Below are 20,760 nucleotides of genomic sequence, written 5' to 3'. Positions count from 1 at the left end.
TGGTGCTGTTTTATCAATGGTAAACGTAACTGTTGTTTTGTTGCCTGCTGCATCGGTTACCACTAATGTGTGGGTGCCTTCTGCACTTACAACCGTTCCGCTTGTGAACGCTACTCCATCTAATGTCGCTGTCCCTTTATCAAAGGAAACCGTGACATCTTTGTTGTAGATTCCATTGTTTTCTACGCCTGTTACTTTTGGTGCTGTTTTATCAATCGTAAACGTAACTGTTGTTTTGTTGCCTGCTGCATCGGTTACCACTAATGTGTGGGTGCCTTCTGCCTTTACAACCGTTCCGCTTGTGAACGCTACTCCATCTAATGTCGCTGTCCCTTTATCAAAGGAAACCGTGACATCTTTGTTGTAGATTCCATTGTTTTCTACGCCTGTTACTTTTGGTGCTGTTTTATCAATTGTAAACGTAACTGTTGTTTTGTTGCCTGCTGCATCAGTTACCACTAATGTGTGGGTGCCTTCTGCACTTACAACCGTTCCGCTTGTGAACGCTACTCCATCTAATGTCGCTGTTCCTTTATCAAAGGAAACCGTGACATCTTTGTTGTAGATTCCATTGTTTTCTACTCCTGTTACTTTTGGTGCTGTTTTATCAATGGTAAACGTAACTGTTGTTTTGTTGCCTGCTGCATCGGTTACCACTAATGTGTGGGTGCCTTCTGCACTTNACCGTGACATCTTTGTTGTAGATTCCATTGTTTTCTACGCCTGTTACTTTTGGTGCTGTTTTATCAATCTTAAACGTAATCGTTGTTGTGTTACCTGTTGCATCGGTTACCACTAATGTGTGGGTGCCTTCTGCCTTTACAACCGTTCCGCTTGTGAACGCTACTCCATCTAATGTCGCTGTCCCTTTATCAAAGGAAACCGTGACATCTTTGTTGTAGATTCCATTGTTTTCTACGCCTGTTACTTTTGGTGCTGTTTTATCAATCGTAAACGTAACTGTTGTTTTGTTACCTGCTGCATCGGTTACCACTAATGTGTAGCTTCCTTCTTCCGAAACTACTGTCCCATTTTTAAAGTCTTTTCCATTTAATGTTGCAGTCCCCTTATCAAAGGTGATGGTAACATCCGTATTGTAAATTCCGTTATCCGCAACACCCGTTACGACTGGGCTATTAGTATCAGGAGCAACTGTTCCAACTAGCTCCCTTGTATCACGTACACGGATGCGGTCGCCTTCACTGAATCTACCAGATAAACCGACTGCTTCAAGCGTGTCACCGACTTTAAGACTTGGAACTGGAACGCCGCTTAGTTTTTCGACATAGCCATCTGTGAACACTAATACATCACCAGAACCGTCGTTAATGATATATGAATCTCCATCAGGGATATCAACGACTTTACCAATAACTTTAACTAGACTTCCTTGGTATTGATTACTAATTGAATCATGTGTGCTTACTAACTTAGGTTCAATTTGCGGACCTTTACCAAGTTTTACAACACTTTCTTCAAAACTACCGAACTCTAATTCTAAGTTATTTTCAAATGTTTTAATGTGTCCGTAAATACGAACTTTGTCTCCATTTTCTAAACTTCCGACTGGCACATCATTAAAGGCCATGATACCGCCAGTACTATCTTGAATATACACTGCGTCAAAGAATATAGTTGTTGTTACTGTTCCTTCCACAACAACATTTGTTCCTTCAGCTAACTTACGTGCATCCCCAATTGATTTAACATTTGGTTCAAGATGTGATAACCAGTTGACAACATTGACGGCTAAGCGCTCATTTCCTTTTGGACTAAATGTTTGATCGATTTGCTTGTCATTGAACACATTCATTCCGGAAACTACTACTCTACCTTTTCCAATCTGTTCGGACGCAATCATTGGAATAATTGAACCGCCTGTAACTTTATCCAATGGCGGGCCGTTTTTCCCATTCGACGTCTGGACGTTATAGGATACAGAATCAGCTTTCATACTTGATGTATCTTGGAATGTTGATTCATTTCCTCGCGCCAAGATGGTTACCGTATCGCTATCTGTTAATTGAACTTTTTTACCTGTTTCATCAACTTTGGCAAGACTTGAACCACTATAATATTCAATCGTTGGAACAAAATCTGTCAATCCATTGCTTACAGGTGTTGGGTGTAAGCGAACAGAGAAATTAGATGTTAACGGTGTACTCCAGAAGTTACCGCTACTTGTTTCATCAAACACACCATCGTTGTTCACTGCGATTGTTGAACCAACTTCTGATAGGATTGTGTTTAGATTTTGGTTCGATCCACCGAAATTACTCTTTTCTGTCATTAGTAGTGAACCGCCATTTGTGACAAACTTTTTAATCGCTGCAATTTCATTTGTTCCGTAAGCAGATGCTGGGTGTGTAACCACTAATACATCTACATTTGTTAATACAGCATCACTTAGAGTCGTTGCATTTTCAACAACTGTATATCCTTGCTGCTTCAATACAGTAGTGAGTAATTTTAGGTTATCTTTATATGTTCCAAGATCACTTTTTGTATTTTCATTACCATGAGTACCATCAATCATAATTGTTTTGCCTAATGGTGCTTTAACAACAAAACTTTGTTCAAAATTATTATCGCCTAGATCGTGACTGTCAGCAGAAAGAACGACAATAATATTGTGGGTTCCCGCAACTGGATTGTTCCAGACAACACTTGCATTACCTGAAGCATTTGCTGCAAGTGAGTCAATGCCAGCGTCTGCAATAAAGTGAGCAGCATCAATACTATCATAATAGAACTTTGCTTTTATTTTGCTTACTGTTACACTTCCGAGGTTACTCACACCTGCGGTAAGAGTTGTTGGAACACCACCAATAATCGCTCCATCTGGTGTACTAATATTACTTACGTTAACCGCTACATCCTTTTCTTGAGACCAGATTGGCGCAGAATAAATTTGATCGCCATCTTTTTGTGTAACTTTAACGACAAACCATTGTTGTCCACCAGCTACAGTTACACTTGGGTTCCAAGTAAATGAAGTCGAATCATCCTTTGGAGTATATTTATCTATAACCCTGCCGCGATTTGTGATCAATTCAACCTTTGCAATTGCATCGTTTGAAGGTGTTTTAACATAGCTATAGTCAGGGTTTGATGGGTCTTCAGATACAGGATCACTTCCTGAAATCTTGAAATCCAAAGTGTCCGTATCTACAGTAGATCCCATATAGAAACCACTGGCAGATACATCTAAGGTAAAGTTTGGATCTTCACTCATATACACGCGCATGTGCTTCATCGCATCAAGAAGTGAGTCTGTAGTTAAATCATCTGCTACGATTACAGTACGTTTTTTCGTTTGACCCCATGTAGCATCATGGTTGTCCTCACCGTATGTTGGAGCAACATGCCAGCCGATGTCAAGTGCACTATAATACTTATCTTCAGCATTTGCATATGAATACTTCCCTGATCCATTTCCTACTTCAAGCATCGTGAAGAGCTTATCGACTTTTTTGTCATAAGGAATAAAATTATCAAATGCATTATTTGACATTTTTGGATGGTTAAACTGAGCTACAATATCATCATATGTGATTGCCCAGCTGTAATAGCTTTGCAGCTTTTGATAGGTTCCACCATCAACAACACGGTCAATGAAGTTATCTGTTCCGAATACATTTGAATGTCCCCATGTAGTCGAGGTCATTTCAAATCCTGGGAATACAACGAAATCTCCATTCTTTGTATACTTTTTAGCTAAGTCCTTTGTTAATTGCCAATCACTGCCACCAGTTCGTTCTTTCATTCCACCGTGATCAACAGTATCTTTATTCACAAGGCTTGCATCAATGTCATGTGAATGATCGGAAAAGGCAAAGTAATCATAATGATATTTTTGAGCATCCTTCAATGCCTTTTCTGGATCTCCCGCAGCATCATGCGAAATGTTTGTATGGTTATGTGTTGTACCACGATAATGGTTTCCACCAACAAACCTTTTTGCTACAGTGAATTTCCATGTGAAATCAGAAGAATTTCCAAGCTTATCTTTTGCCGTTACAGCTACAACATGTTCACCTTCTATTAATTCATCACTTTTGGTAAGAACTAACTTAATTTCTGTTTCGCTAATAACTGCTTTTGAAGTAAAATCCTTACCATCGATTTTAATGGTTGCCGCTGAAGTATTGACACCACTCGGATCATCCATTTTTACTGAAATGGTTGGATATCTTGAATCAATCTTGTCTCCATTTGCTGGCGATGGATTTGAAAATGCTGGTCCGTCTGTTTTTGCAACTACATTAACCTCTATAGGGTTTGCAGCATCACCAACAGATTTTTTATCTTCACCACTTGTCGCTTCAATATAATAGAAGAATTTATCTTTTGGCACATCAGCCTTTAGGATTTTCCCATTATAGTTTTTATTATCTGCAGAGTTCATGCCAATTTTTTGATAGTTTGAATCAGCTTCCCCTTTGTAATAAAGCGTTACTGAATCAGCATTTTTTGCCATAGCTGTAAAAGCAACGTCAAAGCCTGTATAAGCTTTCTCGAGCGGCGTATGGGTTAATGCCAATTGCCCTTTAACATCAGAAGCTAGCAGAAAATAACCACTCGTAAAAGGAGCTATTTTCTTATATTGACCAACAATTCCCGTAAATGAATAGCTGGAACCTTGTTCAATATCACCTAGAGCACCTTGTATCCGGACGATTGCTAAATTAGCACCAGTTTCATCGCTAACAGTAATATCATAATCCGGGCCATTGGCTGGGATATTTGTTACTTTTCCAATGAAAGTGACTAATTTGCTTTCTTTTGTTTCGTTTAATGAACTAATAGCTATTTGCTCTGGTGCAGGGACAGTGTCATCTCCAACATATTTAATCTCAGTTGGAATAAACTGTGTTTGCCCTGCAGTAAATACAACTCGTCCATCAATACTGTACTTAGCTCCCGCTTTAATTGGTACAGTTGGATCCATTTTATTTACGACATTGATAGCACCTGTTGAATCTTGAATATTGAAATTCGTTTTTACATTTCCAACTGGGGTGTTATTACCGTTTGCAACCCCTTCAATTGTTGTTGTGTAGCCAACATTGATTGGAAACCCATTTGTATCATTTTTGCGTAATTCACTTAATGAAGTGACCGTCTTAACTGTGCCAGCCACATCTATTCTTGCATAGCTGCTTTCAAGAGCTGTAGGCTGCGTTGTATCAGTATGTGTCAAGTAAACTACTGAACTAGCATTCGAGAAGTTCATTGTAAAAGAACCATCTGCTCCTGCAGTAACTTGCTGTGGACTAGTTAAAGTGCCAGCGTTCTCTACATAAGCCTTTACAGTAGCTGAAGCTGGAACTGAACCAGATTGTCCTGCAACTGTTGCAGTACCACTAGCATTTGTAAAAGTAATTTTTTTAGTGTCAGGTGAAAGCATGAATTTTGAATTGTGAACGACCATCTCTTCGGCAGTATTACCACCTGATGGTTTATTTAAAATAAAATCTTTGGAAGGATCTTTCGTAAACCAGCCATTACCCATTCCATATGCTGTTCGTGGGTCTGAACCGATATCGGTCTTACGTAAGATCGTTCCTCCACCAACGGAAGCATCTGAAATCGGGCTTCCCCAATATAATGGATTTTTGAAAGTCGCAGTTCCATTCGTAAATGCTAATAAATCAATCGCATCCGGATCATCGGCACCGGTTACAGATGTTTTTTTCTGAGCAAGAACTAAAGCACCACCCGCTGAACCGCTCGGATTTAGTGTTGTTGTCACATCTGGCTTTACAGGAAGGTCTATTCCTGTTGTTCCAGTATACCCTGCCACTAGGAAGTAACCATGGGCTTTAATCGTACCTGATAATGCTTGACCTGCACTAAAGTTCATCGTTGTCGCAGCAGTATAAGCAATCGACCAGCCATTTAGATCAATGTCTTTATCTGTATTATTGTAAAGCTCGAAGAACTTCGTTTTGTAAAATGCACCGCTGTTTCCACCATTAACATATAGTTGACTAAAAACAACGTCTCCTGGTGAAACACTTGTTGGATTTCCTGTAGCACCAGAATAGTTAACGGCAACCTTGTCACTCTGGTCTTTACCAGTTTCTTGTGCCGTAATATTAACTACTGGTTTAGATTGCGGATTGGCAAATGTGAAGCTAAATGAACCATCTGCACCAGCAGTAGCAGTTGCCACCACAGTATTGTCGTCAAAATAAAGTTTAACAGTCGCATTATTTGCTACTGCTCCTGCTGCTCCCTTGACATCTGTATACGAATCATATGCGATTTTAGAAGCAATTGGTGCTGCTGTTTTTTGAATGACAGTGCCTGTATAGCTTATAGCTACTTTTTCACTAAGACCTTTATCCATTTCTTGAGCAGCAATATAAACTAATTGTTTGTATTGTGGGTTTGCAATAGTTGCAGTAAATGAACCATCTGCTGCAGCTGTTGCAGAGCCCATTAAGGTGTTGGTTTCATCATATACCTTTACTTGTGCATTATTAGCTACTGCTCCAGCAGCACCAGTAACGCTTGTGTAAGAATTGAATGTTACTTTTTCTGCATTAGGTGCTGCTGATTTTTCAAGAGGCGTGGAATTAGTTGGCTCTCCTTTGAACTCGATGTCAGCAATTCGGCTAGTACCTCCTGTAGCAATTTTTCCGTTGTTACTTGTACTAGTAGAAGCAGCATCTGAATCTAATTTCCATCTAACATAAAGGTTGCTTTGATCACTTACCTCACTAGGCAGAGTAAAATTAATTAACTCTGCATTAGTTTTCCAATCTGCACTTGTAATGGTTATTTTACCATTTGGAATTTCTAGCCAATCGGTATCATTCAAACTGTATTCCAGTTTGAAATCTTTAGGTCCAGTTGAAGAACTAATCTGTTTTGATGATAAAGTAATATTTTCATATCCCTTTGTTGATAATTGTACTTTCCAATACGCTGGATTTGTTTCTGAGTATGTCCAAGTGTTAGAATTAACAACTTTAGTACCTGTTGAAGGTCCAGCTGCGTATGCAGTAAGGGCTGCTCCACTAATAGATAACGTATTCCCTAAATTTTCGGCCAATCCGATAGTCGCCTTTAGATCCTGGCCTTCAAGTAATGGCCATTTTGCTAGAGTAACAGGATCAGTTGCTGCTTTTGCCATGTTGGGATTAACCATTGATAACAACATTAATGCTGTTAAACAAAGGCTTACCCATTTCTTGTACTTTCTAATAAATCCGTACACCTATGACATTCCTCCTAAAATGATTTGTTGAAGCGCTTACATCATTATTATGAAAGCTAATCCTGCCCTTTGGGTAATGGTAATAAGTACCTGTACCCACCCCTTTATTCCCCCTCTTTTTATTTATAGGTCTTTGCCCTTATAATTCTATTATGAATAGCGCTTCAATTCTACAAAATTCTACAAATTTTACGAACACTTTATATTGAATTAACAATTCATATGGTATAGTTACTGTGATTCCTTAATAAAAAACATATTTTCCGGAGGTATTTTATCATGAGTGCTCCCCCTCTTAACATGAAGATTTTGTCGAAATGGCGGAATTATTGTCGCTTTTTGCTCTTGTTACTCATTCCCATCATGACTTTTGTATCTACTATTCAGATTGCCGAGGCCCATGCCTATAGTGCTAGTTTCACCACTTTACAGCTGACAAACTCGGAAACCAAAATGACATATGAAATAGATGAGGTTTCTGTAATTGAATTAGCAGGTGGAGATGTTAATAAAAATGGAATGTTAGAACCAGAGGAGTTTGAAGCAATTAAAGATAAAATTGTCTCAATATTAAAAGAAAATACTAGTTTAAAAATAGATGGTCAGCAACAAGATTGGACTAAGATAAACGAAATTAGTTTAAACCGAAAAGGAGATGAGACTCAACTCCGTATTGTCGTTTTATTTCCGGCAATTACTACTTCACAGTCCATAACGTTTACTGATAATCTATATTCAAATGATAAAACCGCAAACTACGTTGATCTATTAAAGGTTAATTATGGCAGTCAAAATAGCACAGCTGCCCTTTCAGGAAGTAATCGCTCTTGGTCCATGATCCTAAGTGAAAATGATTACGGTGCCAATAATGCAGGAGATAAAAATGGAACCCCTATGCAGGATGGACAAGCTAATAAGTCAGCTGAATCACACTCAGCGTCAGGCTGGCTTTCATTTATGAAGCTAGGGATTAACCATATCCTTGAAGGTTATGACCATATCCTATTCTTACTGTCACTATTAATAGCTAGACAAAGCTTTAAACAGATTGCGACCGTCATCACTGCTTTTACGATTGCGCATAGCTTAACGTTAACCTTAACCGTTTTAGGAATCATTAATATACCGCCAAGCATTGTGGAACCTGCCATTGCCATAAGTATCTGTTATGTGGCCTTGGAAAATATTTTCCGCAAAAAGGTTAGCTACAGATGGGTATTAACTTTTCTCTTCGGACTTATACACGGAATGGGATTTGCCGATATATTAACGGAGATGCATATCCCTAAGAGTGAATTAGCCATTGACCTGGCTAGCTTCAATATCGGAATTGAAATAATCCAACTATTAATAGTCGTCCTTTTATTACCGTTATTAACTCTGTTACACCGATCTAAATATTCAAGGAAGGCAATTATCACGATCTCAAGTATTGCATTTCTTCTAGGTGGATTTTGGTTAATCGAGCGATTACTATCTTAAAATCAAGGAGTTGTATCCTTTGAGAAATACTGCTATTAAAAAAAGCACACCTGTCAAATCAAATTCTCAACTGCTTATTATTCTGAGTTTAGTGATCATCGGAATCTTATATGTTTTATCTACTTATGACCCTAGTTCAATCGTAACGAGCCCTAAGTTGCAAATGTTTAAAATGATGTTAATAAGCATTATTATTGAAGCGATGCCCTTTATCTTAATCGGCGTTTTTGTCTCGGCCATCCTTCAAGTGTTTGTTACAGATACAATGATTCGTAAATTCATTCCAAAAAATCCAATTTTGGGGATTATCGCTGCAAGCGTGTTGGGTATTATCTTTCCCATTTGCGAATGCGGCATGGTCCCTGCGATTCGTAAATTAATAAAAAAAGGGATGCCGTTATATGTTGCCACTACTTTTATCCTAGTTGGACCGATTCTGAATCCAATCGTGTTTTTATCAACATTAACAGCTTTTCGCAGTCAGCCGGCGATCGCCTTTTATCGAATGGGACTAGCTTTTGTAGTTGCACTTATCGTTGGATTGATTGTTTTTAAATTTGTTAAATCAAATCAGTTACGCGAACAATTGACACATTTGAAAAATAATATTGAGGAAAAACATCAACATCATCATTCAGCTATTAGTTCCAAGAAACCAGTAAAAAATAAATTAATTGAAGTCATGGGTCATACCGTTAGTGAATTTTTCGATATGGGGAAATATTTAGTGTTTGGTTCAATCATCGTGGCCCTTCTTCAAGTTTTTGTATCACAAAATAGCTTGATTGCAGTAGGAAACAGCGGACCGGCCGCCAATTTAGTGATGATGGGGCTAGGATTTATCCTATCGCTTTGTTCCACATCAGATGCGTTTGTTGCCCAATCTCTACAAACTATTTTTACGAAAAGCTCATTGATTGGTTTTATGGTTTTTGGGCCGATGATCAATATTAAAGGGATTCTGATGATGTTAGCTGTTTTTAGATCTCGCTTTGTTCTCTTACTTTGTGGACTTGTTACGATATTGGTGTTTGTGGGGACAATCGTTTTGCAATTGGCTTTTTAATCCAGTTGTTTGGAAATACTAAAAAGGTCGTGATTTGATTGAAAAATAAATTTGGCTCCACAAATATCCATTATTTTTTAAGGGCAGCCATACTTTTGGGCTTTTCCATATATATGTTAGTCTTAACAGCGACAGGAGATATTCTCCAGTTTATTGTCCCGCAGCTTGTTATTTATGTTGATATCGCTGCTGTGGTTCTGATGATTGTTTCTGCTTTTCAATTTTATATTGCTGTTCTTTCCTTAAAAAGACCTGTTATTATTTGTGAATGTGGCCATGACCATGAACACGACCATGATCATTCTCACCACCATAGCCATGGCGAACATGACGAGAATGTTTTCGGTCATCACCATACACATCTATTAAAAAAATCAATTTGGAAAGATATTTTTATCTACAGTTTATTTCTCTTGCCGCTTCTTCTAGGTTTCATATTACCAAATCAGGCTCAATCTAGCTCACTTGCTGGGAGTAGAGGCATGAATTTCGGTGGTTTATCTTCGCAAAATCACGCTAAAGGTGAAGTAGTGGAAATAGAAGGTAACGAGGATCCTGCATTAAAGAAAATGTTTAAAACGAATGTTTATGATAAAGATTATGCCAAACTCGGGATGGTATTATATAAACAAGATGTTATTGAGATGAAGGATAAATGGTTCATTGAAAAGCTGCAATCGATGAATAATTTTGTGGATAATTTCCAAAATAAAGAAATTAAAATCAAAGGCTTTATTTATCGTGAAGATGGATTATCGAGTAACCAATTTATTATTGCTAGGATGGGAATGACCCACTGTATAGCCGATATTTCTCCTTTTGGGTTTATTGCTGAGGCAGATACCCCTGACCAATTTGTCAATGATTCTTGGGTTACAATCACTGGAAAAATCAGTAAAACAACATTTAATGGTCAAACCGTCATTAAAATTGATGTAGAAAAAACAGAACCTGCAGTTGCACCAAGTGTTCAATATGTTTATCCAGATTGGGATTTTGGTTCTAAATTGTAATATGAACTATTAAGAGGTGTTTAGATGCTATTAAAGATAGGAAGTTTATTACTTGTTTTACTAATATCCGGCTATTGTATTCTCCACTTTAATCGCAACAAAGAAAATTTCTCCAAGGCAATTGGAACTGTTACAACATTACTAACAGGATTTTCTACTGCAACGGTTGGCTTTTTGTTGATGCAGATTTCTAATTATAATCTTACTTTAACAATTATTATTTGTTTTCTTGTTGCTATCATTTGTGGATATCTTGTTGGCGGTCCCTTCCAAAAGGTCAAAGGGCTAAATGAATTATTATCAGGTCTTATTGGTGCATCGATTGGCTGCACATTAGGATTTATGACGTTTATATCTACAACACCTTTTCTTATAGTTGATATCTTTTTTGTCCTTTTCATCTTTTTGCTTTTAAAACTTTTTGATAAACAGATTGTTACCGAACAGAATAAAAAACGTTCTAAAAAGGTCAAAAACAAGGTTTCTCTTGCACCAACTATTGCACTTTCATCAATATTTGCTATCTTGCTCTTTATTATTCTTCTAAATCTTAACCATTTTCATGTTGGTGTAATTGGTCAGCCTCAGAAACAAAATGCTGTAATGGACGAAGAGAATGATTTACAGGTTGCAACTATAAATGTAACACCTTCAGGATTTGATCCAAAAAATACAATTTTAAAAGCAAATACAATGATTAAAGTAAATTTCAACGTCGACTTACAAGAAGGCAAACAAGTAACATTAATATCGAACGATTTAAAACTCAATGTTGTCTTAAAAAAAGGAAATAACACGGTCCTCTTAGATAACCCACAAATTGGCCAGTATCACCTAATGCTTGAACCGGGCAAGTCTGAAGGTTTATTGACTGTAAAAGAAGCCAACAAATAAATGTAAAAAGGCTCTGCAATAAATAAAAAGTACCCTATAGAGTAGACACTTAAAAAAGTCTCCTATAGGGTACTTTTTGTATAATTAAGAAAAAAGGGATTTAAGTGAAAAGGTATTTCCAGTGACTTTGGCTTCATAAGAATTTCGCCCTATTTTTCATTTTTCCAATAATATTTTAGCAAACTATGGTAAAATGTAGGCAAATATGAAAATATGAGGTGATTTTTTCTAGATGAAGAAGACTATTATTCGCACACTTTCGACAACAGCCCTTTTTTCGACGCTGTTTGCCGGTTCCGCCCTCGCTGATAGCTACAAGGTTCAAAAAGGGGACAGCCTATCAAAAATTGCCTTGAAATATAAGACTAGTGTCAATGAAATCAAGGTCCAGAACGGATTAAAATCCGATCTAATTTATGAAAATCAAATTTTACAAATCGGCTCTGCTCCTGCAACTACAACCGTTACAGCGGTAAAACAAACCACTTATACAGTTGTGAGCGGTGATGCCTTGATCAAAATTGCCAACCGCTACAATGTGACCGTCGGTGAATTGCAGCAATGGAACAACCTGAGCGGGACACTGATTCTTGTCGGACAAGTCCTGAAGGTGTCTGCTCCCGGCCAAACTGTGACCGTGACTGCTCCGAAGCCGGCTCCACAGGCTCTCGCTCCGGCTGCAACTGCACCAGCTCAGCAAACAACAACAAGTGAGTATACCATCAAAAGCGGCGACACCCTGAGCAAAATTGGTGTCGAATTTAAGATGACCGTTCAGCAGTTGAAGACACTGAATAACTTGAAGTCAGATATGATTTATGCTGGGCAGAAGCTAAAGGTCACAGCAAAAAACACCACTGCAGCACCGCCAAAGGTTACGACACCTCCTGCAGCCGTAAAGCCGCCGGTGACAACATCGCCGGTAACTGTAAAGCCGCCGGTGACATCTGAGTATGTTGTAAAAAGCGGTGATATCCTCGGAAAAATTGCTGCCCAATATAAAATGACCGTTCAGGACTTGAAGGCACTCAACGGCCTAAAATCCGACATGATTTATATTGGACAGAAGCTGAAGGTGTCAGGCACCAGTGCTGAGGTACCGAAGACCGCTGGTACTGGGAAGACAGATGGTACAGCAAAAACTGATTTTGCCGCAAAGACGATTGCGGCTGCAAAGAGTGTAATCGGCGTTCCTTATGTTTGGGGCGGCAGCACTCTCTCCGGCTTCGACTGCAGCGGGTTCATTTATTACGTCGCGAACCAAGCAGGCACGAAAATCGGCCGCTATTCGGCAGCAGGCTATTATGACCGCAGCTATTATGTCGACAAACCGCAAGCCGGCGACCTTGTATTTTTTGAAAATACATACACAAAAGGAATCTCCCATGTCGGTTTTTATCTCGGCGGCGACCAATTCATCCACGCCGATGAAAAGTACGGCATCATGATTTCCAATCTAAAAAGCCCCTACTATACCGCTCACTTTGCGGCATTTAAGCGGCTCTACTAAAAGCTTTGGCCAGTCTCCTATAAAAGGATACTGGCTTTTTTATGTATAACTTTCCTATCAGACATAAGTGCAACTACGCCTCATAAATCGCCCACCAGCGAGTTTTTTTTATTTTACCTGATTAAAAGATTGCAAGATTGGTAATAATACTAGTAGATCATAAATCGAGGAGGAATGAAGGATGGAGGAAAATAAATTGTTACTATCGGAATTTGCTAGCGAAAACGGCTTCGAACTGAACAAATACTTAACCCAATTATTTGAATATATGTCAAGCGATACAGGGACAGGCACCCCGTCTCACTAAGAGTGGGACAGGGTGCCTGGTCTTTTGTTCCTTAGGTCATGCTTTTGGATTTGTGCCGTATTGGTTATCGCCCCCGGCTGGCTATTGGTACAGATGAAGACAAGGGAGACGATGCCGCCAAATGGAACCCAGTTAATAAACATCCACCAGCCGCTTCTTCCGGTATCGTGAAGCCTGCGAACGGCGACAGCTAAAGATGGTAAACCAAAAAATAAATGAAAACGATTATTGCTAATGAATCTGAAGCTCCATCAAAGCGACAAGGATAATGGAAATAATAGAATTAACAAGATAAAACATCCAATATTCCTGACGCCTTGCTCTCCCTGCAAATCCGACGTAATTCTACATCACTTTCAAATACCATTGTATGAAGAAAATCCCCCTGAGAAATAAAATAATGTCTTACAGTTATTAACTTTTTTAGTATATCATCCGCAATTTAAGCTATATATTGGAAATTTTTTAAAAATTTATCTTCCAACTTTTATCGTTGATGGACATTGGGGTGCCTGTCCTCCGTCACTCCCGCCGTTATGATTGAAGCTGGTTCCATTTGCTCAAATGGATGGCGCCAAGCTCCGGCTGCGGCTCACCGTCGAGGACGGACAAATATTCAAGCGAGTTCCCATCAGGGTCATTGAAATTCCCCAGTACTGTTAGGGAGAAATTGTGTCTAAACGGCCTAAACATGAGTCCCCTAAAACAGTAAGATGAAGTTAATGGTAAAAGCACAAAAGAGGCATAATCCCCAGAAGGTAATGATGTATTCCCTTTTCAGGCGATCAAATTTCCATTCCATAAAAGCGCGGATGCCAAATATAACGGTAAAAAAGATAAACAACGTATATTTGCCCATTCCGGAAAAAAAGAACTCCATGATGATATAGGAAAGAAAAAAAAACAATGATGACACCCGTTTCTACTCTTTTGTGCAGGTTGTTCACCCTGTGATAGAAGCCTTTTGGCCTTTTAATGTTTAATTTTTTTCGTAAAATGAACTCAAAAAGACTAATGAATAGCATCCAAGGAATTAAAAACAGCAGCAAGCTTTTGAAATCCATGCACGGATCCCCCATTTTTTTTGATAGTAAACTAATTCTTCAGTGATTTAGCTTTTTCCTTCTTTCCAATCCTCCCTCTCCTCTAATAGTGATTTTTTGGGTATAATAAAGGAATATGGATTTTTTTAACGTGTTTACCGTTTTATTTTCAATAGAGGGGCTGCGGTCCTGATTTTCGTGTAGGTATGAGATTTCATAGGCGGAGAATTTCCGGCTAATGTATATAGAGGAAGCTTAAGAAGCAGATATAAGCGGAGATATTCCGATTAACTGCTTTAAATAAGGCAAAATTCAACGATTTGGATAATATAAGCGGAAAATCTCCCTTTATTTAAAAGGAAATATGGGTATTTCCCAATTTAAACGGAATTTTACCGTTTATTTTTCAAACATTGTGAAATCAAATTCAGTTATAACAGAGGAATAAAAGAAGCCACTACGTTTCGATTTTGCTTTTCGAAAAAAGGAAGGCTTCGGACTCGACGTTTTCGATTTTATTTTTCAAAAAAAGGGGGCTGCGGCTTTGGAGGCGACACAACAGATACTAAGCCTGGCCGATGAGCTTGGCGAATTATTGCATCCCAATACGGTCGAGGATGCGAAGCTTGTGCAAAAGGGCTTGATGCTGTACCGGCAAGGGCTGGTTACGCAATTACATATTTACAATGAAACGGCGACGGCGACGGTGCAGGATGTGACGCCGGTCAGGGTTCTGCTTGATTTTACCTTTTTGGGGATGAGCGAGTGCTCGTGCCCGACGGAGGGCTGGTGCCGTCATCAGATGGCGGTGTTTTTCAGTGCATATGCTCGGTCCGGGGCTGGCAGTGTCGGCGATTGGGTGGCCGGGTGGCGCGAGCCGATTCGTGAGCAGAAGGCGGTTTCCGGCTGGGGGATGCAGACGGCGAAGGATTTAATCAAGGCGAACGGCGTCTTGAAGCCGGATTACAGCCGCTGGGTGCATTCGTTTGAGGTGAGTTTTGATACGCTCCTCGCCACGAAAAAGTACACGAGCGCATTTGTGATTCCGGAGCTGTTCGGGATTTACGAGCGGCGAATTCATGCTAGTGCCCCGGTGGAGAAGGAATGGCGCCTGTTGTATGAGCTTGTCGGGATTGTCGTGTCGTTCCGGAAGCTGGCGGTGCTGAGTGAGCAGCTCGAACACACCGAGGATGTGGTCAAGCGGGCCTATCTTCATTTGTTCCATAATATGATGGATGATGCCGAGGAGCTTGCTCAAAAAATTGGTGTGCAGACGACGCCGTTCGCCTTTGATGAATTTATCGAGAAATTGAAGGATGATGCGATCGAATTGCTGACGGCTTCACACGGGCTTGAGTATGAACGGATTTTTTTGTACCGCTTGTTGTGGGTTTATTTTTTCAAAAAAAAATCTTGGCGGGAAGAGGAATTGGAGAAGATTCGGGTGCGCGGCAAGGAGCTCCAGGATTGGGAGAATCCCATGCCGCTGGCAGTGGCGACAATTCATTTAAATCTTCTGCTCCAGCACGATGAGCTCGCTTTGAAATTGATGGCGCAAATTAAAGATGATTTGTTCACGCCTCATTTGGTTTATTGGATTGAATATTTGAGTCAGCTGAAGGCCTGGAAGCGGGCCGGACCGGTGATTGAGTTATTTGTGCAAAAGGTGAAGGGGTATTTGGAGCATTTGGGTGCCTATCATAGCTGTGCGGCGTTTGCGCGGAATGCGCTTCGTTCGATTATGAAGTACTGTGTGGAAAATGACCGGGCGGATTTGTACGAACGGGCGCTGCTTGCGATGCTTCCCTATAGTTTTGCCGATTATGAGTATTTGCTGTTCGAGCGCGGACAGTACGACCGCTGGGGCGAGCTTCAGGCGCTGGCCGGTTTCGACTATTACGATTTGCCGAAGGACCGGGTGAAGCTTGTCGAGAAGGAGCGGCCCGAGGTGCTGCTGGCGATGCTCCATCAGACCGCCCAGCGCGAGATTGATCAGAAGAATCGCGCTAGCTACCGAATGGCGGTCAGGCATTTGAAAAAACTGCGGACGCTGTACAAGAAGCTGAAACGCGTCGACGACTGGCAATACTTCATCGATAACCTACTCGAGCGGACAAAACGGCTCCGCGCCTTCCATGAGGAATGCAGACGGAGCAAGCTGATTTAGTCGGGGATGAAGATTGCGGGCGTTGATGGGGTGGCGTCGCAGGTGAGGTGTCAGGCACCACTCGAAAAAGTGGGTGTCAGGCACCACTCGGAATGTGGGTGTCAGGCACCGCTCGTGGACATTTGTCCGTGTGGAGTGGACACTTTGGTGAAATTATAACGATTCGCTAATAAAATTGAAAATTCGCTATTAAAGTGGGGAGATTCGCTAATAAAATTAAAGATTCGCTAATAAGCTTTCAAAAATCGCTGATAAATCAAATCCGCAGGCTAATATGTGTAATTTTACACCCTATTCGTGATTTTTTTGAAGAGGAATTGTAGTTTATTACAACATTCTTTACAAGAACAGCCTTTTTTATAGGGTTTTATCTATTTTCAGAGGGGTTTTGTCTATTTTTATTGAGGTTTTGTCTATTTTTATTTAGGTTTTGTCTATTTTCAGAGGGGTTTTGTCTAATTAGACATTTTCTGGGTATCCAAACGGCCTTTTCGCCATTACATGTCCACCCCACTAAAAGGAGTACACTGTACGATGCTGAATACAAGGTTTTTGAAGTTACTGACAACTAAAATAGGAGATGGCCGCTTCCTGCTTACGGCCCAAGACGTCCGCGGCCATTTTCGGGCTCCGTCGATGTGGAAGAACCTCGTTTTCAGCAGTCATGCCGAGAGCTTCTTCGGGACGGTGCTTGAGACGGAGAAAGTGGACGGCGTGGAAGGGGTCGTGCTCAGCGGCTGGCAGCTGGTCTCGCTTTTTGCCAAAGAGTCGTTTAATCGCTTCATTGAATGGGACTGGAATGAGGAATCCGAGATTTGTCTTGCCTCCTCCCTCGCCCTTTATGAAGGCATATTGGAGAAAGACTGGCTCCCGGACTTTTCGGTATGGGAGCACGGCGATTTCCGCTGGAAGCTGCCGGAGCGGGTTAAAGATGAATTCGATCCGTCCTTTTGGGAGCAGGAAATGGCCGGTGAGACGACGGCCCAGTTCCGGATTGGAGCTGCCGAGTCGCACCGGACGGACACGAATTTCAGGGATAATCCTGCCGAGCCGCACCGCCCACACACGGCTTTCGATTATCTCTCCGATTTGTACGATAACGCCTTAGATGCCTATCTAACTCGGAATTCCGCAATGAAAGAGCTATTCGGACCGAAGCTCGACTTATTGAAAAAGCAGAACATTTCTGGTGGCGAGCTGGCCCGTTATTTTGATGAGGAAAGCTGGCTCGAGTGGGTAGGGATTAAGGAAAGCGACATGCCATTTACGATCGGGCTCCGGTTAGATGAACCAATCAATGGCGAAGGTGCGTGGACGCTGGATGTTTTTTTGCGTGGTAAAAAAAATGTCGATGAGGTTTATGATGTTGATGGAGCCGCGAAGATTCCTGCGAAGTGGCGCCCATTTTTGGAGGGTGTTGACCGCGAGCAGACTCGCTGGGTGCGGCTGATTCCGTGGCTCGGTGAGGACCTTGGGGATAGCGAGGAAACGGCCACAGGCGATTTAGCCGCCGCCTTTATGAACAGCCGACTGAAAACCCATCTTACCGAGGAAGAAGCATGGATGTTTCTAACCGAGGCCAGTGAAACCCTGGTGGCGCTGGACATTGAAATCCTCCTCCCTTCTTGGTGGCAGGCGATGAAAAATGCCAATTTAAAAGTGAAGGCATCGCTGAAAGGATCGTCGAGCCATCGTCCGTCATTCGTTGGTCTGCAGGCGATGCTCGATTTCAACTGGCGTTTTTCAATGAATGGTGTCGACTTGTCCGAGGATGAGTTCGGTAAGCTGGTGGAGGAAAAACGGCGGCTGGTTTATATCCGCGGCCGCTGGGTCAAGCTCGATCCGCAGTTCATCCGCCAAATTCAGGATTTAATGAAGCGCGCCGAAAAGGAAGGGCTTCATGTCCGAGATTTGCTGGAGCAGGAGCTGGTGGAACCGACTGGTGCGGAAGATGAGCTCGAAAATCCCAAGGCGTTTGCAAAAATTCAAATCGAATTGAACCGCCAATGGAAGCAGATGGTCAAGCAGCTTTCGGAAGTGCACGAAATTCCGCTTGCGGACGTACCTGCGGGGCTGAACGGTGAGCTTCGTCCCTACCAGCATCTTGGCATGAGCTGGCTATGGTTTTTGCGCCAGTACGGCTTCGGCGCCTGCCTTGCCGATGACATGGGCCTCGGCAAAACCGTGCAGCTCATCTCCTATTTGTTGAAAGTGAAAGAAATTGTCGGCGATGAATTAGCAGCGGTGCCTGACACCCGTAATGGAATCGGCGATGCCTTGGTGCCTGACACCCGAAATAGGCACAACGTTGCTGTGGTGCCTGACACCCCCAACGGAATCGGAGCTGCCTCGGTGCCTGACACTCCTCCTGCCAAAACCCGCCGCAAAAAGGTGGCGGATGAGGTTCCTGCCAAGGTTCCGACGAAAGCGGCGCTGATCATCTGCCCGACTTCGGTGCTGGGTAACTGGCAGAAGGAGCTGGCGCGCTTTGCTCCGGAGATGCAGGTGTATTTGCATTACGGTTCGAACCGGCTGAAGGAAGAAGCTTTTTCCGAAAAGGTTCAAGCTGCCGATATCGTGCTGACTTCCTATGGATTGAGCCACCTTGACGGAGCCGAATTCGAGTCGATGATTTGGAGCTCCATTGCAATTGATGAGGCGCAAAATATCAAGAACGCACAGACGAAGCAATCGAAGGCTGTTCGGAGGCTGCGCGGCCGCCATCACATCGCGTTGACCGGAACTCCGATGGAAAACCGCTTATCCGAGCTGTGGTCGATTTTTGATTTTACCAATCACGGCTATCTTGGCAGCTTAGGGCAATTTCAGAAAAAGTTCGTTATCCCGATTGAAAAAGATGAGAAAAAGGAAAAAGTGCAGCAGCTCCAAGGATTAATTCGACCATTCTTGCTGCGCCGCACGAAAAAGGATGAAGAGGTTGCGCTCAACCTTCCAGACAAACTGGAACAAAAAGAATATTGCCCGCTCACGGCTGAACAGGCGTCGTTGTACGAGCAACTTATCCACGATACATTTGCTGAGATTGAAAAATTGTCTGGTTTCGAGCGCAAGGGGTTAATTTTACAAATGCTTAGCCGTTTGAAACAGCTATGCAACCACCCGGCGCTTTATTTGAAGGAGAAATCAGCGGGGCGCGAGCTTCTCGAGCGTTCAAATAAAATGGAGAAGCTTGTCGAGCTGATTGGCGCTGTTTTGGAACAGGGCGAAAGCTGTTTGATTTTTACGCAATATATAGAAATGGGAGAAATGATTCGCGCTACATTGAAGAAGAAATTTGGTGTGGAAGTTCCGTTTTTAAATGGGAGCGTGCCGAAGACGCAGCGGGATACGATGATTGAACGCTTCCAGAACGGCGAGTTTCCGGTGTTCCTGCTGTCCTTGAAGGCGGGCGGAACCGGGCTGAACTTGACCGCGGCGAATCACGTCATCCATTACGACCGCTGGTGGAATCCTGCCGTCGAGAACCAAGCGACCGACCGTGCCTACAGGATTGGGCAATCCAGGTTCGTCCACGTGCACAAGCTGATATGCACTGGAACGCTAGAGGAAAAAATTGACGCCATGCTCGAAAAGAAACAACACCTCAACGACCAAATCATCACCAGCGAAAACTGGATCACCGAACTCTCGACAGACGAGTTGAAGGATTTAGTTTATTTAGGGTGATGATGAGGGTGTCAGGCACCACTCGTGGACATTTGTCCGCCTGGGGTGGACAGTTGATGTCAGGCACTGTTGACGTTTCTTTGTTATTTGCGAATATGTGCCCTTTATTTGCGAATTGGTCCGTTTCATTTGCGAATATAGGCGTTTTATTTGCGAAATGTCCTGTTTTATTTGCGAATCATATTTTTACAGGACTTTTTGCAGGAAATATAGGTATGCGATAATCACGAAAGCCTCCTTAACTTATTTTATCAGCGAATTTAGAGGTCTTTTCAGCGAATCGAGCCTGTTTATCAGCGAATCGGAACCTTTTATCAGCGAATTCAAGGGTTTTATCAGCGAATTGAAAAATTGATACATCAT

Annotated in this window: 10 protein-coding genes and 2 pseudogenes; 8 read left to right on the top strand and 4 right to left on the bottom strand. The window is 41.7% G+C overall.

Annotated elements, in window-relative coordinates:
* Positions 1–683 precede the first annotated feature (683 nt).
* A partial coding sequence (locus AA980_RS28345) for a DUF4350 domain-containing protein (RefSeq protein WP_407937482.1) occupies positions 684–6,355 on the bottom strand: 5,672 nt, incomplete at its 3' end.
* Positions 6,356–7,507: 1,152 nt separating this feature from the next.
* Between AA980_RS28345 and AA980_RS23070 the strand changes: the two genes are divergently transcribed.
* The 6 genes from AA980_RS23070 (at position 7,508) to AA980_RS28110 (ending at position 13,500) form a co-directional block, all read left to right on the top strand.
* On the top strand, positions 7,508–8,710 hold the full coding sequence (locus AA980_RS23070; RefSeq protein ID WP_024030167.1) for a HupE/UreJ family protein: 1,203 nt from the start codon (positions 7,508–7,510) through the stop codon (positions 8,708–8,710).
* Positions 8,711–8,729: 19 nt separating this feature from the next.
* Positions 8,730–9,776, top strand: coding sequence for a permease (locus tag AA980_RS23065; protein ID WP_024030168.1), 1,047 nt, complete (start codon positions 8,730–8,732; stop codon positions 9,774–9,776).
* 38 nt (positions 9,777–9,814) lie between these two features.
* A complete protein-coding gene (locus AA980_RS23060) occupies positions 9,815–10,789 on the top strand; it encodes a TIGR03943 family putative permease subunit (protein ID WP_024030169.1) in 975 nt (324 codons plus the stop codon).
* Positions 10,790–10,813: 24 nt separating this feature from the next.
* The gene (locus AA980_RS23055) at positions 10,814–11,683 is read left to right on the top strand and encodes a cupredoxin domain-containing protein (RefSeq protein WP_024030170.1); all 870 of its coding nucleotides are present in this window, start codon (positions 10,814–10,816) and stop codon (positions 11,681–11,683) included.
* A gap of 232 nt (positions 11,684–11,915) precedes the next feature.
* Positions 11,916–13,193, top strand: coding sequence for a C40 family peptidase (locus AA980_RS23050; RefSeq protein ID WP_024030171.1), 1,278 nt, complete (start codon positions 11,916–11,918; stop codon positions 13,191–13,193).
* A gap of 181 nt (positions 13,194–13,374) precedes the next feature.
* The gene (locus AA980_RS28110; protein WP_268926667.1) at positions 13,375–13,500 is read left to right on the top strand and encodes a hypothetical protein; all 126 of its coding nucleotides are present in this window, start codon (positions 13,375–13,377) and stop codon (positions 13,498–13,500) included.
* Positions 13,501–13,536: 36 nt separating this feature from the next.
* Here AA980_RS28110 and AA980_RS28340 read toward each other — a convergent pair.
* From AA980_RS28340 to AA980_RS28335, 3 genes and pseudogenes are all read right to left on the bottom strand, one after another.
* Positions 13,537–13,872, bottom strand: a pseudogene (locus tag AA980_RS28340) (DUF805 domain-containing protein).
* Positions 13,873–14,034: 162 nt separating this feature from the next.
* Positions 14,035–14,193, bottom strand: a complete 159-nt coding sequence (locus tag AA980_RS27390; RefSeq protein WP_156351209.1) for a hypothetical protein — start codon at positions 14,191–14,193, stop codon at positions 14,035–14,037.
* Between the two features lie 7 nt (positions 14,194–14,200).
* Positions 14,201–14,525 (bottom strand): annotated as a pseudogene (locus tag AA980_RS28335) (DUF4181 domain-containing protein).
* A 562-nt stretch (positions 14,526–15,087) separates the two neighbouring features.
* On the opposite strand from AA980_RS28335, the gene AA980_RS23040 reads away from it, so the two are divergent.
* Complete coding sequence (locus AA980_RS23040) at positions 15,088–16,710, top strand: SWIM zinc finger family protein (RefSeq protein ID WP_024029672.1); 1,623 nt, start codon at positions 15,088–15,090, stop codon at positions 16,708–16,710.
* 534 nt (positions 16,711–17,244) lie between these two features.
* Complete coding sequence (locus AA980_RS23035; protein ID WP_024029671.1) at positions 17,245–20,397, top strand: DEAD/DEAH box helicase; 3,153 nt, start codon at positions 17,245–17,247, stop codon at positions 20,395–20,397.
* Positions 20,398–20,760 lie beyond the last annotated feature (363 nt).

The organism is Neobacillus vireti (genome assembly GCF_001026695.1).
Classification (GTDB): Bacteria; Bacillota; Bacilli; order Bacillales; family Cytobacillaceae; genus Neobacillus; species Neobacillus vireti.
Note: the sequence above shows the minus strand (reverse complement) of the source record. Positions and strands in the feature narration are given on the sequence as shown.

Bases quoted from the DNA above. Each gene is read 5' to 3' on its own strand.
- AA980_RS23055 (WP_024030170.1), top strand. From the start codon at position 10,814: ATGCTATTAAAGATAGGAAGTTTATTACTTGTTTTACTAATATCCGGC.
- AA980_RS23050 (WP_024030171.1), top strand. From the start codon at position 11,916: ATGAAGAAGACTATTATTCGCACACTTTCGACAACAGCCCTTTTTTCG.
- AA980_RS28110 (WP_268926667.1), top strand. From the start codon at position 13,375: ATGGAGGAAAATAAATTGTTACTATCGGAATTTGCTAGCGAAAACGGC.
- AA980_RS23070 (WP_024030167.1), top strand. From the start codon at position 7,508: ATGAGTGCTCCCCCTCTTAACATGAAGATTTTGTCGAAATGGCGGAAT.
- AA980_RS23035 (WP_024029671.1), top strand. From the start codon at position 17,245: ATGCTGAATACAAGGTTTTTGAAGTTACTGACAACTAAAATAGGAGAT.
- AA980_RS27390 (WP_156351209.1), bottom strand. From the start codon at position 14,193: ATGTTTAGGCCGTTTAGACACAATTTCTCCCTAACAGTACTGGGGAAT.